We start from the raw sequence: 20,185 nt of genomic DNA on the forward strand, positions 1-20,185 counted from the left end.
AGGACGTGTCTGCTGAAATCCTCACGAGAGAGAGGGCTTATCTCTTATATTGTATTCAGATCATCCAGCAATTGCTGTTTTTCATCTCCTTCGAGGTCCGATTCCGCAATATTTTTTGCCTGCTGTTTGTATGTTTCCACTTCTTCGGGCTTATTAGCGACGGAAGCGGCCCGGGCGAGGGCTTCATAGGCGTAGGCCAGGCAAAACGGCTTAAGATGTTTGTCCTGCGTGACTTTCAGGCAGAGCATGGCGTAGCTGAACGCATTGCTGGGTTGATTGGTGACCGCATAGACCCGGGCCAGCTGCCAGTAAGCGATCGAAATGTTCTCCGGCGTATGTTCCTCGTATTGCGCCCAGTGCCAGTGCGAAGCGTGGCAGGCAGAAATCATGGTCAGATTTTCAGCAGCGGTGCGATCTGCCTTGTCCAGATAATCCCAGGTTTTATTGAAACAGCTTGCTGCAAAGTGGCGATGGGCCTGTTGCGGATCAAAAGCGGGGCTCTGCATTGGTAACTCCTTTCAGGGATATTCTGTTGAACAGCAGACCGTCGAGACTGCGGACCTGGAAATTGCTCTTCAGACAGAATCCATTTCGAGGCATAATGCATTGTATCGCAGCCGGTAAAGAATTATAAGATCCTGGAAAAATTGTGCAGAAATCAGGGAAATGGAACGGATTTCAGTAAAACCCAGCCATAGCTGTCTATCCTCTCAATTTTCTCCAGATGACCGGCTTGATGCAACAGGATCCTGTTATTCGATAATGTTTATCCAGTCGAAACAAATGTCATAACCAATGGATTCCGCACGCAGTGATTCCCGATAGAGAGAGTCGTGGGATTTCGGAGTGATTCTACCGAGATCAAAACCCGCCGGTACTGATGCCAGCGGGAATAACCTGTCGGGGCCTCAGATAGACATTAAGGCGACTATGATCCTGTCAAAAACGAATACGCAACAACAGGGAATCTTGAATCAGGATTTTCGGCTCGACTCTGCCGGATTACCTGCCTCTGCGCACCTGGTCGGCATTTGTGGATCCGGGATGAAAGCACTCGCGGAATACCTGGCCAGCGCCGGTTGCCGCGTGACCGGCTCTGACCTGAGTCCTGCGCTGCCGACGGATCAGGCCTTACAGGCAGGCGGCTACCGGGTTCATCAGGGGCATGACAAACGTTTCGTTCCGGAAGGGACCAACGTGCTGATCTACAGCCCTGCGATTGGACTGGCAAACCCTGAACGGCGTTTCGCGCAGCGCATGGGAATTCCTCAGCTCTCCTACACTCAGATGCTGGGCAACCTGATGCGGCAGAAGCAGGGGGTCTGTATCGCAGGAACCCACGGAAAAAGCACCACTACCGCACTGACTGCGTTTGTACTGGAGAATGCCGGCGTTTCTCCTTCGGCCGTAATTGGAGCCGAACTCTGTAACCAGAACCTGAATGGCTGGGCAGGAGAAGGTCCTTTATTTGTAGCGGAAAGCTGTGAATACCAGCGGAGTTTTCTGAATCTCTACCCCTATTATGCTGCCATTACCAACATTGAGCCCGATCATTTCGATTACTTTAAGAATCAGGATGATATGACCTCCGCGTACGCCGAATTCGTAGCCCGGATTCCGGCTGACGGAACATTGATCATGCCGGCAGCCTGTCGCGGAGCCGTGGAAATTCGCACAGCCTGTCTGGCAAAAATCGCAACGTTTTCACTGGAAGAGGAAGCAGACTGGTGGGCCACAGACATCAAGCAGACCACCTACGGTCAGCGCTTCCGACTGTTCTACAAGGGTGAGTACTTTTCCGAGATTTCCCTGCAGAAACGGGGCCGTCACAATGTGAGTAACGCGATGGTCGCCGCAATTCTCTGTCACTCGGCGGGCGTCCCTGCTGAAGATATTCGCGAAGGAATCTACCAGTTTCCGGGAATTCGTCGTCGCTACGAGCAGCGAGGCTCTTATAAGGGCATCACTCTGATCGACGATTATGCACACCATCCAACGGCGATTCAGGCCACCCTCAACCTGTTGAGACAGGAATACCCGGATCGCAAGGTCTGGTGTGTTTATGAACCGCATCAGGTCTCGCGGACGCAGGCCATGATGGATTCTTACTCCCGCAGTTTTCGACTGGCGGACGAAGTACTGATTGCTCCGGTGTATGCAGCCCGGGAAAAGCTGGGAACGGAGCCCGTTGATACGTCAAAAGAGCTTGTTCAGCGAATTCTTCTGCATAATGCTGCGGTCAGATTCGGCAGTTCCCTTGACCAGATCGTCTCAACTTTAGAGACTGAGGCTCAATCTGGTGATATCATCATAACTATGGGTGCTGGCGAAATAAATCGGATCCATCATGAGTTCAATCGAAGACTTCAAAGACATTCTTAAACATTCCGAACCCCTGGCGAAATACTCGTGGTTCAAAATCGGCGGTCCGGCCCAGTTCTTTCTGGAGCCACGGAACGCAGATGAACTGCAGGCGGTCGTCAAATGCTGTGCAGAAAATGAAATTCCTGTACGCGTCTTTGGGGGCGGATCCAATATTCTGATCAAGGATTCCGGCGTACAAGGTGCCGTGATCCGTATTCATGATCAGGAATTCGCCCAGATCAGCATCGAGGGGACAACCGTCACCGCGGGCGCGGGGGCACTGCTCTCGAACCTGGTCTCACAGACCGTCAAAGAGGGACTGGCCGGTCTGGAAGGGCTGGTGGGGATTCCCGGTACGGTTGGTGGTGCACTGCACGGCAATGCCGGCGGTCACAACGGTGACATCGGCCAGTTCGCCAAATCCGTTTCAGTGCTGACCGCCCGGGGTGAAAAGTTCGTGCGGACAGCGGATGAACTCAGCTTCAGCTACCGGGAAAGCAGCATCAATGAACTGGCGATTCTGGAGGCGACCTTCGAGTTGCAGCAGGCTGACACAGATGAGCTGACTGAACGCATGAAAAAGAACTGGATCATGAAGAAGGCGAACCAGCCTCTCACACACCAGTCTGCCGGCTGTATCTTCAAAAATCCGCGTGGGATGCACGCCGGGGCTCTGATTGAACAGGCGGGCCTCAAAGGGACCCGCATCGGGGGAGCCGAAATCAGCGACCGTCACGCGAACTTTATCATCAATGATGAGAGTGCGACGACGGAGAATGTGCTCGATCTGATCAACCTCGCACAGAATACCGTGTCTGAAAAGTTCGGCGTCGATCTCGAACTGGAAATCGAGCTCTGGTAATCAGCCGCTCGCTGCTGCTTCAGTTGCCGATACAATACAGATGCTGGAACGTACGGATGAAGATCTGCCCGTCTGAGAACGCGGGTGTGGAATTACTGCGTTCGCCCAGTTTGTTCTGAGCGACCGTTTCAAAGCGTTCCGTGTTCGGCTTGAAGACATGCGTTGTTCCCTGTTGGTCGGTGATGAACAGGTGACCGTCAGCCAGGATCAGAGATCCCCAGCAGGCGGCACCACCGGAACGTTCCTGCCAGACGATCTCGCCGGTTTGCGGATTGATGCATTGCACAATATTCGGTCCGGCGTTGGCCATGAAGATGTGGCCTGCAGTAAACACGCCTGTGGAGATGCGTTGCGGATTCGGTTCCTTACGCCAGAGTCGAGCGGACTCAGTAATGTCACCCGTCCCCTGCATGCGGAAGCCGATCGCGGGGCCGTTGAAGCCACCCATGGCGACGCAGATCTGATCTGCCAGCACGGGAGAGGTATAGCATAAGTCCCCTTTCTGTCCCCGGAGTCCGTAACAGCTCCAGACGATGTCACCCGTTTCAGGATCATAGGCGTTCACGCGGAGTGACATGCTGCAGATGACCAGGCTGCGATCGTTAATGCGGGCAATCACAGGAGTGCTCCAGGAACCCATGTATTTGCGATCGTTATTTCGCTCGCCGTTATTTTCGACCGGTTCATCGGTTTCCCAGATCGTTTTGCCACTCTCCAGATCGACGGCGGTCATGAAGACCCGCTTCCCGGGACCACAGTGCAGAATGATTTTTCCTTCATGCAGGACCGGAGAGACACCGTAGCCCCACATGTGATCGAACTCACCCAGATCGCGGTGCCAGACCTCGTTGCCGTCAAAGTCGTAACAGTACAGACCGGCTGAGCTGTGCCAGACCACGACACGTTTGCCATTCGCGACGGGAGTCGAACCGCAGTAATTATTGGTTTTGTGGGTGGGCTTCACCTTGTCAAAGTTGACGGTCCGCATCCAGAGCTGCTTGCCGTTCTTGCGGTCAAAACAGTAAAGGCTCCGCTGGCGACCCTCATTCTCGGCACAGGTAATGAATACGCGTCCGTTGGAGACGATGGGGCTGCTGTTACCCGCTGCAGGCAGGGGCACTTTCCAGAGGATGCTCTCGGTCTGACTCCATTTGAGGGGGACACCCGTTTCCTGTGAAATACCATTTCCCTGGGGACCACGAAAGGCGGGCCAGTCCTCGGCAGATGCCACTGAGAGAGCCACACAGAGTAGAACCAGGATTGAACAGAACGGGCGCAGGAACTGTTTCATCGGAGTGCCTTTCGAAACGGATACAGATTAGATTGTTGCAACACTCTCAGGCAATGACATCGTGCACGACGTGTCCATGGACGTCAGTCAGACGCATGTCCCGTCCACCGAAGCGGAACGTGGATCTGGTATGATCCAGTCCGAGCAGGTGCAGCATCGTGGCATGAATGTCATGGATCTCAACGCGATTTTCGACAACTTTATAACCCCATTCATCGGTCGTTCCGTATGTGGTGCCCCCTTTGACGCCTCCGCCGGCCATCCACATGGTAAAACCGAATGGATTGTGATCGCGACCGTTGGTTCCCTGGGCAAAGGGGGTGCGACCGAACTCACCTCCCCAGATGACCAGCGTGGAATCGAGCAGCCCGCGCTGTTTGAGATCTTTGAGCAGCCCCGCGATGGGCTGGTCGACCGCCCGGGCATTGTTGGCGTGATGGAGTTTCAGATTGCTGTGCTGATCCCAGCGGTCGCCCTTGACGTTGGGGCAGGTCAGTTCGACGAACCGCACGCCTCGCTCGACCAGCCGGCGTGCGAGCAGACACTCGGCTGCGAAAGTGCGCGTGGGCTCGTATTCCTCGTTGAATCCGTAGAGTTCAAGTGTCGGCTTGCTTTCACTTTCGAACGACATCAGATCGGGAATCGCCATCTGCATTTTGTAGGCGAGTTCATAATTGGAGATCGCGGAGTCAATTTCGTCGTGCCTGCCGGTCACCTGTTGTTTGAACCGGTCCAGCTGCTGCATCAGTTTGAGTTTTTCCACCTGGGTGCGGCTGGTCTTTTCCTGGCGTTCCACGTTGGCAATACCGCTGCCTCCCGGCTTGAAGACTGAGCCCTGGAAGCTGGCGGGGAGAAAACCGCTGTTGAAGCAGTCGAGACCGCCGGGAGGAATCAGTCCGCCGTTGATGACCACAAAGCCGGGCAGGTTCTGGCATTCACTGCCCAGACCGTAGTTGACCCAGGCACCCATACTGGGACGCCCCTGCAGACCACTGCCCGTGTGCAGGAAGTAATTGGCGAAGGTATGCTCGGGAAAGTTAGAGACGACTGAGCGAATGACGGCGATGTCATCGATACAGGAACCGACCTGCGGGAAGAGATCGCTGACGGGAATCCCGCTTTCGCCGTAGGGTTTGAATTTCCAGGGACTCTCCAGCACTTTACCGACGTTGTCGAACTGGGTGTCTTCGACTTTGAAAAAATCGCCCGGGCTTTTCCCATTGTATTTGGAAAGCATTGGTTTGGGGTCGAAGGTGTCGACCTGCGAAGGTCCGCCGTCCATATAGAGGAAGATGACGTTTTTCGCTTTGGCTGGAAAGTGGGTTCTCTCCGCTGTCACTCCGGAGAACGCGCGGTCCTGCAGCAGGGCCGTCAGGGCGGCGGCGCCGAAGCCGTTCGCGCACTGCTGGAGCATTTGACGGCGAGTGAACTGGTATCGAAATTGGCCACAATGCATGCTGCCGACTTTCCTGATATTAGAAGACGTAGATAAATTCTTTGAGATTAAAGATGACATGTCCCAGCTCCCCCCAGGTTTCTGCGGGTTGTGCTGCCGGGTTTGTCGTTCTCTGAGCCTGCAGGAACTGCTCCGCGGCCTGTAACTCGGCCTGCGCCGGTGGGCGCCCCAGGGCCGATTCATACATCCAGCGGATACGTTCCTGATCTGATGTCAATTTGGGATTCTTGGTGATATGTTCTCCCCAGAGGCGAGCCTGCTGAATCACGAACGGATCGTTCATCATGATCAGAGCCTGAGCGGGAACGTTGGAGACGTTGCGGCGGCCCATCGTGCTGAAGGGGCTGGGAGTATCATAAGCGAGCATCATCGGCGAGAGAAAATTACGACGGACCTGGATATAGATGGAACGTCTGCCGTCTCCATCCAGGGGGCCGTTAACCGGTGGCTTGCCGCGTCCATCCATGAACTTCGTGAGATGGATGGGAACCGAGGGGCCGAACAGTTCAGGTTGCAGTCTTCCCGAGATACTGAGCAGGGCGTCGCGGATCGCTTCACCTTCGAGTCGCTTCAGCGGCATTTTGTAAAGCAGAACATTGTCCGGATCGATCTCGGCGACATCCAGGGATGTCTGACTGGCCTGCTGGTAAGTTTTCGAGAGGACCAGGTACTTGATCATCTGTTTGATCGAACGGTCCTGCTCCAGGAATTTCAGTGCCAGGAAGTCGAGCAGTTCCGGATGCGAAGGACGCTCGCCCAAAACGCCGAAGTTATCGACACTGGGGACGATTCCCCGTCCAAACAGATGTGCCCAGATGCGGTTGACAATCACGCGGTGTGTCAGCGGATTGGCGGGATCGTTGATTTCCCGGGCCAGTTCCAGACGTCCGCTGCCGGTAACCTGGGGACTGGTTCCTTCGAGGGCTTCCAGGAAGCGACGTTCCACAACAGGGCCCTGATTCTGGTGGCTGCCCCGAATCAGGACGTGGTCGTTCTCAGCACTGCCATCCATGATGGCCATCGCGGTGCGGGATTTGTTTTGAATCCGTTTCTGCAGTTGATCGCGCTCGGACTGATAATCGCGGATCGACTGCTGCAGGGCTTTCCTGTCGGAATCTTCCGGATCGGAGAACAGATCGGGATGGGCGAGAATCCAGTTGATCAATGCAGTCGTCTGAGAAGAAGGTTTGTCCGTCGTGTCACAGAATTCCTGAAACGCGTCTGTGAAGGCCTGTTGCACCTGGGGCGTCTGGAGACTGATCGAGGTCAGATCGGGCTCAGGGAACTTGGCTGCATATTTGACCTGATAGACTTCGAGTGGCTCTTTGCCGATGGGCGTGAACTCGAGGTGCACGCGATGTCCGTTATAGCGGGAGAGATCATGGAAGACCCACAAAGGCTTACCGGCCTTGTCAGCGTCAACTTTTTTCAGAGTGGACCCGTGCAGGGGACCAAAGAGCAGGCGGTGTGAATCAACACAGGCATAGACCCAACAGGAACCCTTGACGCGGTACGCGACGGAACCTTTGACTTCGAACGTGGGAGTCCGGAGTGTCCGGCCGGCACGGGGATAAGAACGCAGTCTGTTTTTCTGGATCATCTGTGGCGTTTTTACGTCTTCCAGATTGTTCCAGAGGGGATCGCGGATCGCGGCACCTTCAGTCTGAACTTTGAGCGACAGTGCTTTGCTGTCGGGATCGAGCAGCAGCGTTCCCCGGGGACGCGGTGCCAGTCCAAAGGTGAAGCCGTCAACGATGAAGTCTTCCGGCGAACAGGTGTCATAATTGACGATAGTCCGCTCGGGTGATTCCGGTTTGCCCGGTCCAAAGGGACTGGCGGGAGCCAATGAAGCGGGGACGCCCGCCTCCAGCATGATGGCGGCCTTCAGTTCCTCTTCCGCGGTTTTGTTGTTCTGCAGGAAAGCGACCCAGCGTTTGAGGATCGCCGGGTTGAGCTCCTGTTTTTCAGCTTTTGACTGCAGCAGTTGTTCGCTTTCGGGAGACTTTGTCTGCCGGACCAGTTCGGATGCACTCTCGTAATAACGGGAGAAGTTCTGGACTTCGTCCTGAAATGCGGCTTTGAGTTTCACTTTGAGCAGCGCCTGTTGACGTTGATGTAACTGTTCTGCCTTCGCGGCGATGGAACGATTGTGCTCCATCGACTCAAAGCGGACCTGGTGATAATTGCTGCTCTGCAGATAGCCGTAGAGAGCGTAATAGTCACGGGTGGAGATTGCATCGAATTTATGATCGTGACAGCGGGCACAGGCCACGGTCATGCCCAGGAAAGATTTGGTCATGACATCAATGGCATTGTCGAAGCGATCGGTTTCGTCTTTGCGGATATCGACCGGAGAGTGCACCCATTCGCCCAGGAACCAGAAGGCGGTCGCAAGGACCGATTCGTTGAAACCACTCTCCGGGTTCAGACGTGGTTCGGGTAACAGGTCGCCGGCGATATGTTCCGTGACAAATTGATCGTAGGGCAGATCGGAATTCAGAGCCCGGATCACATAGTCGCGGTACTGCCAGGCGTTGGGGGCGTCGTTATCGAACTCGTGGCCCCGGGATTCAGCATAACGCATCAGGTCGAGCCAGTGACGGGCCCAGCGTTCCCCAAAGTGCGGGGACGCGAGCAGCTGATCGACTACTTTCGCGGTTGCATTGGGAGATTTGTCATTCAGGTATTCATCAATCTGCGCGGGAGTCGGGGGCAGGCCGATCAGGTCGAAGTAGAGTCTCCGGAGCAGAGTCCGTTTATCGGCAGCCGCGGCGGGGGCGAGTTCCTTTGCTTCCAGGCCGGCTAGGATGAAATGATCGACGGGATGAGCGGACCAGCCCTGATTTCGAACGGCAGGAAGAGGGACTGGCTTCAGGTCTTTCCAGGCCCAGTGTGTCTGGCGGCGCTGCTGAAGATCGAAGGCTTCAGTCTGTGTGTTATCTTCAGGGGCTTTCTCTTCGGGCCAGGGGAGGCCCATTTCAACCCAGCGGGTCAGCGCGTCGATCTGTGCCTGTTTCAATCGAGTGTTGGGGGGCATTTCAAAGGATTCATAACGCACCGCTTCCAGCAGCAGGCTGTCGTGGGGCGTTTTGAGTTGAATCGAAGAACCTGAGTCGCCTCCCTTCATCACCAGAGCACGCGAATCGAGGCGCAGTCCCCCTTCAAGGCGTTTGGCCTGCCCACTGTGGCATTCATAACAATGTTCGGCGAGCAGGGGGCGAATTGATTTTTCGAAGAACTCCAGCTGTTCGGGAGAGAACTGTGGTTTCTTCGTGGCGTTGGTGGTTGGTTCTTCTGCGGAAGTCGAGAAACAGGCGAGGCAGACCAGCAGCAGGCAGGCAAAGGTAATTCGAAAAAGTTGCTTCATGCTCGCGGAGTTCCTGGTCGGAGTTCTGGTGTTGATTCAGCTGAGGCCAGCGGGCGCCACGAAATTCATACGCAGCACCGAATTCAGGAGGGAGCGACAGAAGTCGCCGCTACGTCTTATATTAACGCGTTTTGATGCGGCGATTCAAGTTTTAATCGGGCTCGTGAGCAAAGAGAGCCGGTTTCCCGGGCCAGTCCTCAGATGAGTTCAGGCAGTGGTCGGGCGTGATCTTCGACCAGGTACTGCGGTCGGCCGCTGAAATCGAGGAGCGTGGTATGCTCTGTGTCGATACCCAGATTGTGATACAGAGTGGCAAACAGCTCGGGGAACGTGACCGGGCGGTCGACGGCTTCGCCTCCCAGGCGATCGGTGGCGCCAATCACCTGACCGGTTTGCATCCCGCCGCCGAACAGGATGGCGGAATTGACGCGTGGCCAGTGATCACGGCCGACCTGCGTACTGATTTTGGGAGTCCGTCCGAATTCGCCCCAGATGGCAACGGTGCAGTCATCAGACAACCCGCGCTGGTGCAGGTCTTCGAGCAGGGCACTCACGCATTGATCGAAGATGGGGAAGTCTTCTGCTTCGCGTTTGAAGATGGAGTTATTCTTGCCGCCGTGCCAGTCCCATTTACTGTAATTGAGTGTCACAACGCGGGCGCCAGCTTCGATCAGGCGGCGGGCTACCAGCATACTTTGTGGCACACGCGGTGCACCGTTGCTGTCGATAAAGACGGTGGGATCTCCCGTGCCGTATCGTTTGACGGTTTCCGGATCTTCCTGTGACAGGTCCAGCGCTTCCGCCAACTGGGAAGAGGTGAGAACGCCCATTGCCTGTTCGGTAAAGGTGTCGAGGCCGGTCATCATGCCTGAGGCATCAGCTTCGCGTTTGAAGTTATCGATGCTCTGCAGCAGTTGTTTGCGATCAGCGAGACGTTCCAGAGAGATGCCGTTGAGCACCATGTCGTGTCGCGTCGGGCCCATGGGACGGAAAGGAGACTCCGAAAGTCCCAGGAAGCCGGGACCGGGTTCGTTGTAAGGTCCGTGGGTGCAGGGATAGCAGAGACTGATGAAGGGGGGCGCAGATTCAACATAAGGTCCCTGGATCTTGGCGACAGTCGAACCGAACTGAGGCCAGCCTCCCTGGGGAGTCAGCTTGCGGGGGTTGTGTCCGTTGAAGCACTGGATGGCGTCATGTCCGCTCTGGGAGCCGACGATGGAACGGACGAGGACCATTTTATCCATCATCCGGGCCATGCGGGGAAACGCTTCACAGATTTCAATGCCGGGAACATTGGTGGCGATGGGACGCCAGGGGCCGGCGATTTCTTTGGGGGCCTCTGGTTTGAGGTCGATCATATCCTGGTGGGGCGGTCCGCCGACCAGGTAAATCATGATGACCGACTTCTGACGTTTCGGTTTCTCAGACTGGGATTCGGCCTGCAGCAGGCGAGGAAGTGTCAGGCCGGACAGCCCGAGACTGCCGATCTGCAGAAAGTTGCGCCTGGATAAACGATCGCAAAAGGAACCGCGTGCCTGGTCTTTTCCCAGCAGTGTCAGCATCTTGATGTCTCTCCCGGTGTGGTGAAGGCAGGAGTGCCATAGTCGGAAACGGGGCAAGGACCAGATTGTATCAAATGCTGTTTATGTGTTCCAGAGGAGTCCGAAGATTATTTTCGAACCCGCTCGCGAAGTTCGGGCAGGACGGCGCGGATGCCGATTCCACCCAGGCTGGCGATTGAGCCGATATTGACGAATCGATAACCCTGGTCGATCGCTTCGCGGCAGCGGTCGAGGTCGGCGAAGGTGATGCCGGCGGGTTTATTTGCCTTGGCTGCCCGCGCGGGGATCTCGGCAAGCAGTTTGAGCAGGTCGGGATGTTGAATCTGACCGATGACACCCAGTGAAGCAGAGAGGTCCATCGGGCCGGCGAAAATCACATCAATGCCGTCGACGGCCGCGATTTCTTCAATGTTTTCGATCCCCTCGGGAGATTCGATCTGCGCAACGATGGCGGTTTCTTCATTCGCATGTGGCAGGTAGTCATCGAAGGAGAAGTCCATGAACATGGTCCAGTCGGGAGAGACGCCCCGGGTTCCTTCGGGTGGATACTTGGCGTATTGGACAGCCAGGCGGGCTTCTTCCGCATTATTGATCTGCGGGACCATGATCGTGTTTGCGCCGATATCGAGCGCTTTCTTGAAGTAGATCGGATCGAGACCGGGGACACGGATCATCGGCATACAGCCGGCGCGGCGGGCGATGATCGGGAGGTGTTTGACTTCGTTGACGCTGTAGGGACGGTGCTCCAGATCGATCCAGAGGAAATCGACTCCTGTGTCGACGGAGAGCTTTGCGAGAATTTCCGAAGCATCGGGCATGCCGACTCCCAGTGCGACTTCACCCTGGGAAAGCAGTGTTTTGATCTTGTTTTCAAACATCTCAGAGGGTCCTGCAATAGATGGTCAACGGTCGAAACCGCGACTGACAGAAGTCAGCGCCAGCACCCATGATACGTATAAAACAGACGACGGCATACCCTCACGAGAGTATGCCGTCGTTGAAATCAGTTATTATTTCGTCTTACCGGACTAAGTTCTCAGCGAGCCAGATAGTACATGGCGGGGTCGTCGATGATCCACTCGGTCGACCAGGTACGACCGTTGTCCTGGTTACAGACGTTGAAGAACGCCGTGTGGAAGGACTGGATCCGAGTGCCGTAGGGAGCATGTGAAGCAAAGCGGTCAGCCGGTGTCAGTGGATCGACGCCCGGGCTGGCGTAGTAGTGAACCCGTCCGTCTGGAGTGAAGGACATACCCAGTGTCCACCAGCCGGTCTGTTTGATTTCGGGACCAATGAAGTCCTGGCCGCTGGTATCAGCACGAACTACGAATACAGCGGAATCTTCACCGCTGGCTGAGTCGGTCTTGCTGTTGAACTGAATGAACATCCCGAGGTAAATGGTTTCAATTTTGGTTGAAGAACCGATTGTGCGGAAGAAGCGACGACGGCTGGGAGTGCTGGACTTCATGGGGGCTTTTACAGCAGCACGGAAGCCAAATGAAGTACCGGTTTTGTCTTCCCATTCTTCGAAGGGGGGCAGATAAACGCGAGTGATCACACTGGGGGATAAACCGACAGAAACCATAGTTCCGTTCATGATCAGGTCATCCTGGTTGCTGCTCCGGCTGCCATGACCGGGAACGCCGGTATGCAGAGTTTTCAGCAGCAGTGCCCCTTTGCTACCGGGCAGACCGCCAGCGGGAGTTGGGACGCGTTGAATGACATCCATCTGGCCGCGCTTGGCACTTTCCGTCCAGACGCCGTTGGTCGACTGGCCCAGCGGGTAGCGGGTCTGTTTGTCGACGTTGGTACTGCTTTTCGGCAGATTGGGCACGTATTCCCAGGATTCATCTTCGAAGTCGTCCCAGGAACCATCGATACGAGTCCCTGTGCCGGGGATGACCTGTGCCTGTAATTCGGCTCCTGCCATGAGCATTGAGGTCCCTGCGACCAGAGCCAGACAGTGTCTGGTGAAAAAACGATTCCATTGGAGAAGCATGATTATCTATTCCTGGCAATATTTGTTTGAAGGAGTGGAAACGGTTCCGATTCCCTGAGGCTTGGAAGAAATCGATCAGGACCCCTGTGCACTGGCTCATTCCGTCAAACGGGATTTTCCCTCAGGAGTCGGATTACTGGAATTATCGGACAGATCGATAGAAATGATTCAAAGGGTTCCGATCTGTTAGTTTTGCTGTAAGTTCCCTTGAGCATGATCTTTGCGGGAATTATGTACTCGATCTGGGGGTCGGGAAATCGCTGAAAACCGGGGCTGGTAAACCTACATCTTTTGTATCTTTCTTATTTTGACTGGTCTGCAAAGATTCCTGCTTTCCTGACTGGAAAGGCCTGTGCAGAATTGGATTTCGCGGGGTGAATCGCTAAGATGGCGGCTTGCTTTTCAGCCCTCCTCTCTTTCGAGACGTGGGGACTGAATCTGAGAACAGTGGAACGCAGCAGAGGCCTTGAGCGCCCCGGCCGCTGATGCCCTTTCTATCACCGATTGCCCTATCAGAGAACGTAATGACTGAATCCCATGTCTCCGAGCTGGATGCTCCCTCTCAGAGTTTACTGAATACCCGTCAGGAAGAGTTGATTCTGGTTCTGGATTTCGGATCCCAGACCGCTCAGCTGATTACGCGGCGTGTACGTGAACAGAATGTTTTCAGTCTGCTGACACGAGCTGATCTGTCTGCAGAACGGATTAAAGAACTGAATCCAAAGGGGATTATTCTTTCGGGCGGTCCTGCCAGCGTGTATGGCGAAGGGGCTCCGCAGCCCGATCCGGCGATCTTTGACCTGGGTATTCCGATTCTGGGAATTTGCTACGGTATGCAGCTGGTCTGTGCCTCGCAGGGGTGTGAAGTACGGGGCGGAGAGTCCCGCGAATTTGGTCGGACGCCTTGTACGGTCAGCGATCATAAGAATCTCTTTTCCGGCGTACCCACCGAATTCATCGCCTGGATGAGCCACGGCGACCAGGTACAGAATCTGAGTGAGCACTTCGATTCGCTGGCCTCGACCGAAACCTGTCAGTTTGCTGCGGTCAAGCATCACGACAAACCTTTATACGGTTTGCAGTTCCACCCGGAAGTGACACATACCGAATTCGGGGGGATGCTGCTTTCGAATTTCGTACAGAAAGTGTGTGGCTGTCAGGGGACCTGGAAGATCTCGAACCTGATCGAGCAGGAAATCGAAAACATCCGGGCCCGCGTCGGAGACAAACAGGTGATCTGCGGTCTGTCGGGGGGCGTTGATTCCTCCGTCGTTGCCGCATTGTTGTACCGGGCCATCGGATCGCAGCTTTCCTGTATTTTCGTCGATAACGGTCTGCTCCGAAAAGGGGAAGCAGATGAAGTCGAACATCGCTTTGGTGAGCACTTCAAAACCGACCTGCACGTGGTGGATGCGAAAGATCTGTTCCTCTCGGAACTCAAAGGTGTGGTCGATCCCCAGGAAAAACGTAAGATCATCGGCCGCCTGTTTATCGAAGTCTTCCAGGAGGAAGCCAAGTCGATCAAAAACGCCCACTTCCTGGCTCAGGGAACATTGTATCCCGACGTGATTGAGTCAGGGGCCAATAAGGACGGCCAGGCAGCAACTATCAAATTGCACCATAACGTCGGCGGACTGCCTGAAAAACTGGGCTTTGAGCTGATCGAGCCGCTGCGGGAACTGTTCAAGGACGAAGTCCGTCAGATGGGGCACGAACTGGGCCTGCCTGACGAACTGATCTACCGCCATCCCTTCCCCGGTCCCGGACTGGCGGTTCGCTGCCTGGGTGAAGTGACCGAAGAACGTCTCAAGGTTCTGCGTGAAGCTGATGTGATTGTGATCGAAGAACTGCACAAGGCGAATCTCTATCGCAAGACCAAGCAGGCTTTCGCAGTGCTTCTGCCGATTCGTTCTGTGGGCGTGATGGGAGATGGCCGGACCTACGAAGATGTCGCTGCGATTCGTGCCGTCGAGACGGACGATTTCATGACAGCGAACTGGTCTCCGCTGCCTCACGAAGTGCTGGAACGGATGTCGACCCGGATCACCAACAACGTACGGGGGATCAACCGGGTCGTGTATGACATCAGCTCCAAGCCACCCAGCACAATTGAATGGGAATAATTTCCCGATTCCCTGCCATTTCTCTCTGTCGGCAGGTTTAAGTCAGGCGTAATAATCGAAGCTGCAAGCGCTCGCCTTCTACTTTTCGCGCGAACTGGACTTGATTTCCCAGTCAATCCGGGTAAGGTAGAATACATTCGTTAATGTTCTTTATAATTTATCGCGCCTGGCAGTCTGACTGGTGTTGAACCTGTTGAAGCTCGGGGAACCCCTGCCTGTTTCCCGGTCTGTTTACGCCTCGGAATGCCTGAGTCCCACTTAACGCATTTCTGACAGAGAAAGTCGAATTTATGGTTTCCAAGAGAAACATGTTCTATCTGGCAGCGGTCTGTTGTTCCGGTCTGGTACTGGCGGCGGGCGGCTTTTATTCCGCGGCGACGGCACAGAAGCCCCTGGCCGACGAAGGAGATCTCTCCAAACGCCTGAAGCGGATTCCCGCCACCACTCCTAAAGACAGTTTGAACGGGTTCAAGCTGGAGCACGATTTCAAACTGGACCTCGTGGCTGCGGAACCGGATGTCATGGACCCGGTCGATGCCTGCTTTGATGAAAACGGACAGATGTTCGTTGCAGAAATGCGGGGCTATCCTTATCTGCCGGATCAGGTTCCCGATTATTTCGATCGCCCCGTCAGAAAGGAAGCGGGTGTAATTCGACTGCTGAAAGATACCACTGGTGACGGCAAAATGGACAAAAGCTTTGTCTTCGCCGACAAGATCACCTGGCCGACTTCCGTCTGCTGTTATGACGGAGGCGTGTATGTGATCGCGCCGCCGAATATCTACTATTTCAAAGATACCGACGGAGACAACAAAGCGGATATCCGCAAGACCATCTTCACCGGCCTGCGGACCAACAACGTTCAGGGACTGGCCAACAACATGAAATGGAGCCTGGACAACCACATCTATTTCGCCGGGGGAACCAATGGCGGTTCGATCCTGAAAGATGGGAAAGAAGTCATTCCCGCCGGTCGTCGTGACCTGAAACTCAATCCGAAAACTCAGGAACTGGAGCCGGTGTCTGGTGGATCTCAGTTCGGCCACTCCATGGACGACTGGGGCAACCGGTTTGTCTGCAGTAACAGCAACCACATTCAGCACGTCGTCTATCCGAGTCATTACCTGAAGCGGAATGCCTATCTGGCTGTCCCGGGCGTGCTGCGTACCGCTGCCCGCAAAGGGGCGGCTGCTCCCGTTTATCGCCAGAGCCCTCCGGAACCTTATCGTGTTGTGCGGACCGCCCGTCGGGCCGCCGATCCGAATTTCCGCAAACGTCTGTCTCCGACCGAACTGGTGGCAACCGGTTTCTTCACCTCGGCGACAGGGGTAACTATTTACCGGGGTGGCGCGTATCCGGAAAAATATCAGGGGAATGCTTTTATCGGTGATGTGGGCGGCAACCTGATTCACCGCAAGACGATGGGCTCTCAAGGCGCCACTTATGTCGCTTCCCGTGCGGATGAAAATACTGAATTTGTGACCTCTCCGGATAACTGGTTCCGTCCTGTGAACTTTGTCAACGCTCCGGATGGAACGCTGTGGGTACTGGACATGTACCGCGAAACCATCGAGCATCCGTTCTCGATTCCTGAAGATATCAAACGGCATCTCGACCTGGAAAGCGGACACGATCGCGGCCGCATTTATCGTCTGCTGGGACCCAATGGTAAGGTCTTCCCCGTTCAGAAACTGGGTAAGCTGCCCGTCGATCAGCTGGTGCTGCAGATGGAATCTCCCAACAGCTGGAACCGGGAAACCGCGCAGCGGCTGATCTGGGAGCGTCAGGATAAAGCAGCCGTTCCGCACCTGGTGAAACTGTTCAAGACCTCTGACAAGCCACTGGCACGTCTGCATGCATTGTGGACGCTGGACGGGCTGAACGCTCTGGACGCTGAGCTGTTGTTGACGGCCCTGAAAGATCCGGAGCCAGGCATCCGTGAGCATGCAATTCGTCTGTCTGAAAAACAGGCTCAGGAAAACCCGCAACTGGCGGAAGCCGTACTGGCGCTGGTGGACGATCCGGAATACCGGGTGCAGTTACAACTGGCATTCTCACTGGGAGAATTCGACAAACAGACCGCGATTACCGGTCTGACAAAACTGGTCAATTCACCGGTCTACGATGGTGATATGCAGGTGGCAGTTCTGACCTCTTCCGCGGACATTGCTGGTCCTCTGGCGGTCAACTTCCTCAAAGCGGCCAAGAACAATCCCTCTGGCAGTAAGCAGTCTCTGGTAACAGAGTTGCTGCGAATTGCAGGGGCGAAAAAAGAGACTGCAGATGCAGTAGCAGTGCTGGAATATGTCTCCGATGATTCCGTACCCCTGGCTCAGAAACAGCTGGTGCTGGGAGCTCTGGGTGAAGGTCTGGGACGTCGTGGTGCTTCGCTGGCAACCCTGATCAAAGACAAGCAGCTCGACCCGGCTGTGAAAGCACGCTTCGACAAGATGGTCGAAGATGCTGTTGCGATCGCAGAAGACGAAGAGAAGCCTGTTGCCGATCGGGTCGCTGCCGTGCGACTGCTGGGATTCTTTGATTTCAGTGCCGGCGGTGAAGTGCTTTCCGAAGTCCTGAATCCACGGTCTTCTCCCAAAATTCAGCTGGCAGCAGTTGAGGCTTTGTCACGGATGGAGCACGAAGACGTGAGTGATGCTCTACTGGCCAACTGGTCTGGTTTCAGCCCGGCTGTACGGATCGAAGTCATTGATGCCCTGCTGGGTTCTACGGGGCGGATCGACAGTCTGCTGAAGGCGATTCAGAACAAGCAGGTCAGGCTGAACGAGATTGCCCGCGACAAGAAGGACCTGCTGATGAATCACCCCAATAAGACGATTCGCAAGCAGGCTCAGAAGGTACTGGGCAGCGATGTAAACAGCGACCGTGCTAAAATCGTGAAGAGTTACGAACCTGCCCTGGAAATGGACGGGGATGCCGAGCGTGGTCTGGCGATCTATAAGAAGAACTGTGCCGGCTGCCACAAGGTAGGGGACATGGGGCATAACGTTGGACCAAACATGGCAACGACCAAGAACAAGTCCGATCACGACCTGTTGATCGCCATTCTGGATCCGAGTCGGGAAGCCCAGTCGAACTATAACACCTACACGGTTGTGACCGAGCAGGGGAAACTGTTCACGGGGATTATCGCCGCGGAAACAGCCACCAGCTACACGATTCGTCGTGCGGAAGGCAAGGAAGATATTATTCTGCGGAACAATATCGATACCCTGCTGTCCAATGGTGTATCACTAATGCCGAATGGTCTGGAAAAAGAGATCACTCCGCAACAGATGGCTGATCTGCTGAAATTTATCAAGACTCTGGAAGCACCTGCTGAGAAGAAGTAGCAGAGCCTTGCAGAACAGATAATGTTAACGAAAACAGCCCCGTCAGATTGATCTGGCGGGGCTGTTTGACTGTTGTCTTACGAAAGTGGGAGTGGTTTACCAGTCCATCCCGAGGCTGATTGAACCACCGAGCAGGCTCAGGTCGCCTGATTCAGAAGCAGCTGAACCGGCACCGTTCCACCAGATACCATCCCAGGCGGCACGCACCCAGACCAGAGCACCGGTCTGCAGAACGAAGTCAGCCTGCATACCAACCTGGATTTCAGCGATGCTCAGAGATTTGTTTTCACTGGTCTGAGCAATGGCATTAACCGGACCGGGGTTGGTGTCCACGGCGGAGTATTTCGATTTACCCCACAGAGCCGAGTATTTGGCACTGGAGATCAGCGAGAGGCTGGAAGTTCCTTTGGTACGACGATCCCATAATCCGAGGGGACGACGTGCTTCACCGAAGACGACGATACCGTTACCGTCGAAGCGATGTCCTACATCTGAAGCGACTGCGGCACCACTGGCGGTACCGTAGGCCTGGTAAGCCTGGCTGACCGATGCATGACGGTAACCACCACCGAATGTGGTTTGCCAGCGTTCGAAGTTCAGTTCCTGGCTCAGATCGACATCGATTGTGTACAGTTTCATCTGGCTGGCAGCGACGACGAAGTCACCAGCCTGACCACCGGCTCGCAGACCACCGATGGCAGTCTTGGTCGGCAGACCGTTGAAGAAGGTAAAGTTGTTGCCGGCAATGGCACTGGCACCAGAGTTATCTTCCAGCTGGAACCAGCGAACCTGGGCACTGAGGCCTTCGTTGTCGATCAGTCCCAGGTTGATACGGGGAGCTGTCTGGTAGCTGTATCCGAAGTCATTGGATGTTGTAATGGTGGCAGGTCCGGTCTGATCTTCCGTGGTGAAAGCTGTATCTGTGTCGAAGCCTGGCTTCAGGAAGACAGCAGCAGCACCGAAGACGAGCCCCAGACGTTCGTAGGAACCTTCTTCCAGGTAAGGATCTTCGATCCAGTCGCCCTGGCTGTATTGTTCTACGGGACCGTAATATTCACCTTCAGCGGGGGTATAGTATTCGCCACCCCCGTAGTAGTCACTCGAAACCATGGCACCGCCTTCGGGCATGGCGATCGGTGACAGATCGGAGGTCCGTGGAGAGGAAGGGGCAAACGAGACGGCATCGACGGCGGCCGGCTCATATTCTTCATACTGGTAGTCTGAAGTATTGGATATTCTGAAGACCCCTTCAGATTCATTAGATGGTTCGACCGGGTAATCTGCCTGCGCAAACAGGGATGGTGAAGATATGCAGCAGATTCCCGCAATTATCAAGCCAACGAATCCGTTCGTTCTCATAGCTTAATCTCTCCATTTCAGTTCAGTCCTGATGGTTCTGGTTCAGGCTGACTGAAAGATGCTAATTAAAAACTAACCGCTCCGACAAAACACGAAATTGTGATCTCAGAGTATTTTTTGTGCGTAAGTACAGCAGCAACCGGGGCTATGTAGACAACCCGTTGTCATAATTGATCGGCTCAGCATTGCCACGAAGACCATTAAAAACGGTATATCTTGAAAAAACAGTACGATTTTTCGCGAAGAAAGTTTCAAATGTATACTTTTGCCTGTCATTACAAACTTCCCAAATTGCCAGGCTGTCAAAAATCTCGTGGGGCTAAAACCTTTATATCAATCGGTTTGTGATAATGGAAAAAATTAAGAAATGGTGGCGAGACAAAGTGAATACTGGTTAGTTTTATTCAGGACACTCGTCTGTATGGTGTAGATTCCAGCTCCTGGCAGCAGGC

The 20,185-nt window shown here is 54.8% G+C and carries 12 protein-coding genes; 4 read left to right on the forward strand and 8 right to left on the reverse strand.

All coding sequences use genetic code 11. The features are described from left to right. Nucleotides 1–44 precede the first annotated feature (44 nt). A complete protein-coding gene (locus F1728_RS22565) occupies nt 45–506 on the reverse strand; it encodes a hypothetical protein (protein ID WP_155365962.1) in 462 nt (153 codons plus the stop codon). Between the two features lie 424 nt (nt 507–930). On the opposite strand from F1728_RS22565, the gene murC reads away from it, so the two are divergent. Together murC and murB are read left to right on the forward strand one after the other, a co-directional pair. Next, complete coding sequence (gene murC, locus F1728_RS22570) at nt 931–2,382, forward strand: UDP-N-acetylmuramate--L-alanine ligase (RefSeq protein ID WP_155365963.1); 1,452 nt, start codon at nt 931–933, stop codon at nt 2,380–2,382. Next, nucleotides 2,348–3,226, forward strand: coding sequence for a UDP-N-acetylmuramate dehydrogenase (murB, locus tag F1728_RS22575; protein ID WP_155365964.1), 879 nt, complete (start codon nt 2,348–2,350; stop codon nt 3,224–3,226). Before murC ends, murB begins: the two co-directional genes overlap by 35 nt. 19 nt (nt 3,227–3,245) lie before the next feature. Here murB and F1728_RS22580 read toward each other — a convergent pair whose 3' ends face one another. The 6 genes from F1728_RS22580 to F1728_RS22605 all read right to left on the reverse strand — a co-directional run bounded on the left by F1728_RS22580 (nt 3,246) and on the right by F1728_RS22605 (nt 12,901). Next, entirely contained in the window at nt 3,246–4,517 is a 1,272-nt protein-coding gene (locus F1728_RS22580) for a PQQ-like beta-propeller repeat protein (RefSeq protein WP_155365965.1), read from the reverse strand. A 46-nt stretch (nt 4,518–4,563) separates the two neighbouring features. Continuing rightward, nucleotides 4,564–5,973, reverse strand: a complete 1,410-nt coding sequence (locus tag F1728_RS22585) for a DUF1501 domain-containing protein (protein WP_155365966.1) — start codon at nt 5,971–5,973, stop codon at nt 4,564–4,566. A 19-nt stretch (nt 5,974–5,992) separates the two neighbouring features. Continuing rightward, nucleotides 5,993–9,340 carry a PSD1 and planctomycete cytochrome C domain-containing protein gene (locus F1728_RS22590; protein ID WP_155365967.1) on the reverse strand — a complete coding sequence of 1,116 codons (3,348 nt, stop codon included), beginning with the start codon at nt 9,338–9,340 and terminating at the stop codon, nt 5,993–5,995. A gap of 197 nt (nt 9,341–9,537) precedes the next feature. After that, nucleotides 9,538–10,902 carry a DUF1501 domain-containing protein gene (locus tag F1728_RS22595; RefSeq protein WP_145442220.1) on the reverse strand — a complete coding sequence of 455 codons (1,365 nt, stop codon included), beginning with the start codon at nt 10,900–10,902 and terminating at the stop codon, nt 9,538–9,540. 107 nt (nt 10,903–11,009) lie between these two features. Beyond that, the gene (locus F1728_RS22600) at nt 11,010–11,780 is read right to left on the reverse strand and encodes an HpcH/HpaI aldolase family protein (protein WP_145042615.1); all 771 of its coding nucleotides are present in this window, start codon (nt 11,778–11,780) and stop codon (nt 11,010–11,012) included. 158 nt (nt 11,781–11,938) lie between these two features. Further along, nucleotides 11,939–12,901 (reverse strand): hypothetical protein, encoded by a 963-nt coding sequence (locus F1728_RS22605; RefSeq protein ID WP_145042613.1) that lies wholly within the window; start codon nt 12,899–12,901, stop codon nt 11,939–11,941. Between the two features lie 524 nt (nt 12,902–13,425). Between F1728_RS22605 and guaA the strand changes: the two genes are divergently transcribed. Together guaA and F1728_RS22615 are read left to right on the forward strand one after the other, a co-directional pair. Further along, entirely contained in the window at nt 13,426–15,024 is a 1,599-nt protein-coding gene (guaA, locus tag F1728_RS22610; RefSeq protein WP_194242474.1) for a glutamine-hydrolyzing GMP synthase, read from the forward strand. Nucleotides 15,025–15,314: 290 nt separating this feature from the next. Then, entirely contained in the window at nt 15,315–18,374 is a 3,060-nt protein-coding gene (locus tag F1728_RS22615; RefSeq protein WP_155365968.1) for a PVC-type heme-binding CxxCH protein, read from the forward strand. A 96-nt stretch (nt 18,375–18,470) separates the two neighbouring features. On the opposite strand, the gene F1728_RS22620 is transcribed toward F1728_RS22615, so the two are convergent. Further along, nucleotides 18,471–19,733, reverse strand: a complete 1,263-nt coding sequence (locus F1728_RS22620; RefSeq protein ID WP_155365969.1) for an Lpg1974 family pore-forming outer membrane protein — start codon at nt 19,731–19,733, stop codon at nt 18,471–18,473. Between the last annotated feature and the right edge of the window lie 452 nt (nt 19,734–20,185).

It is taken from the genome of Gimesia benthica (assembly GCF_009720525.1).
Classification (GTDB): domain Bacteria; phylum Planctomycetota; class Planctomycetia; order Planctomycetales; family Planctomycetaceae; genus Gimesia; species Gimesia benthica.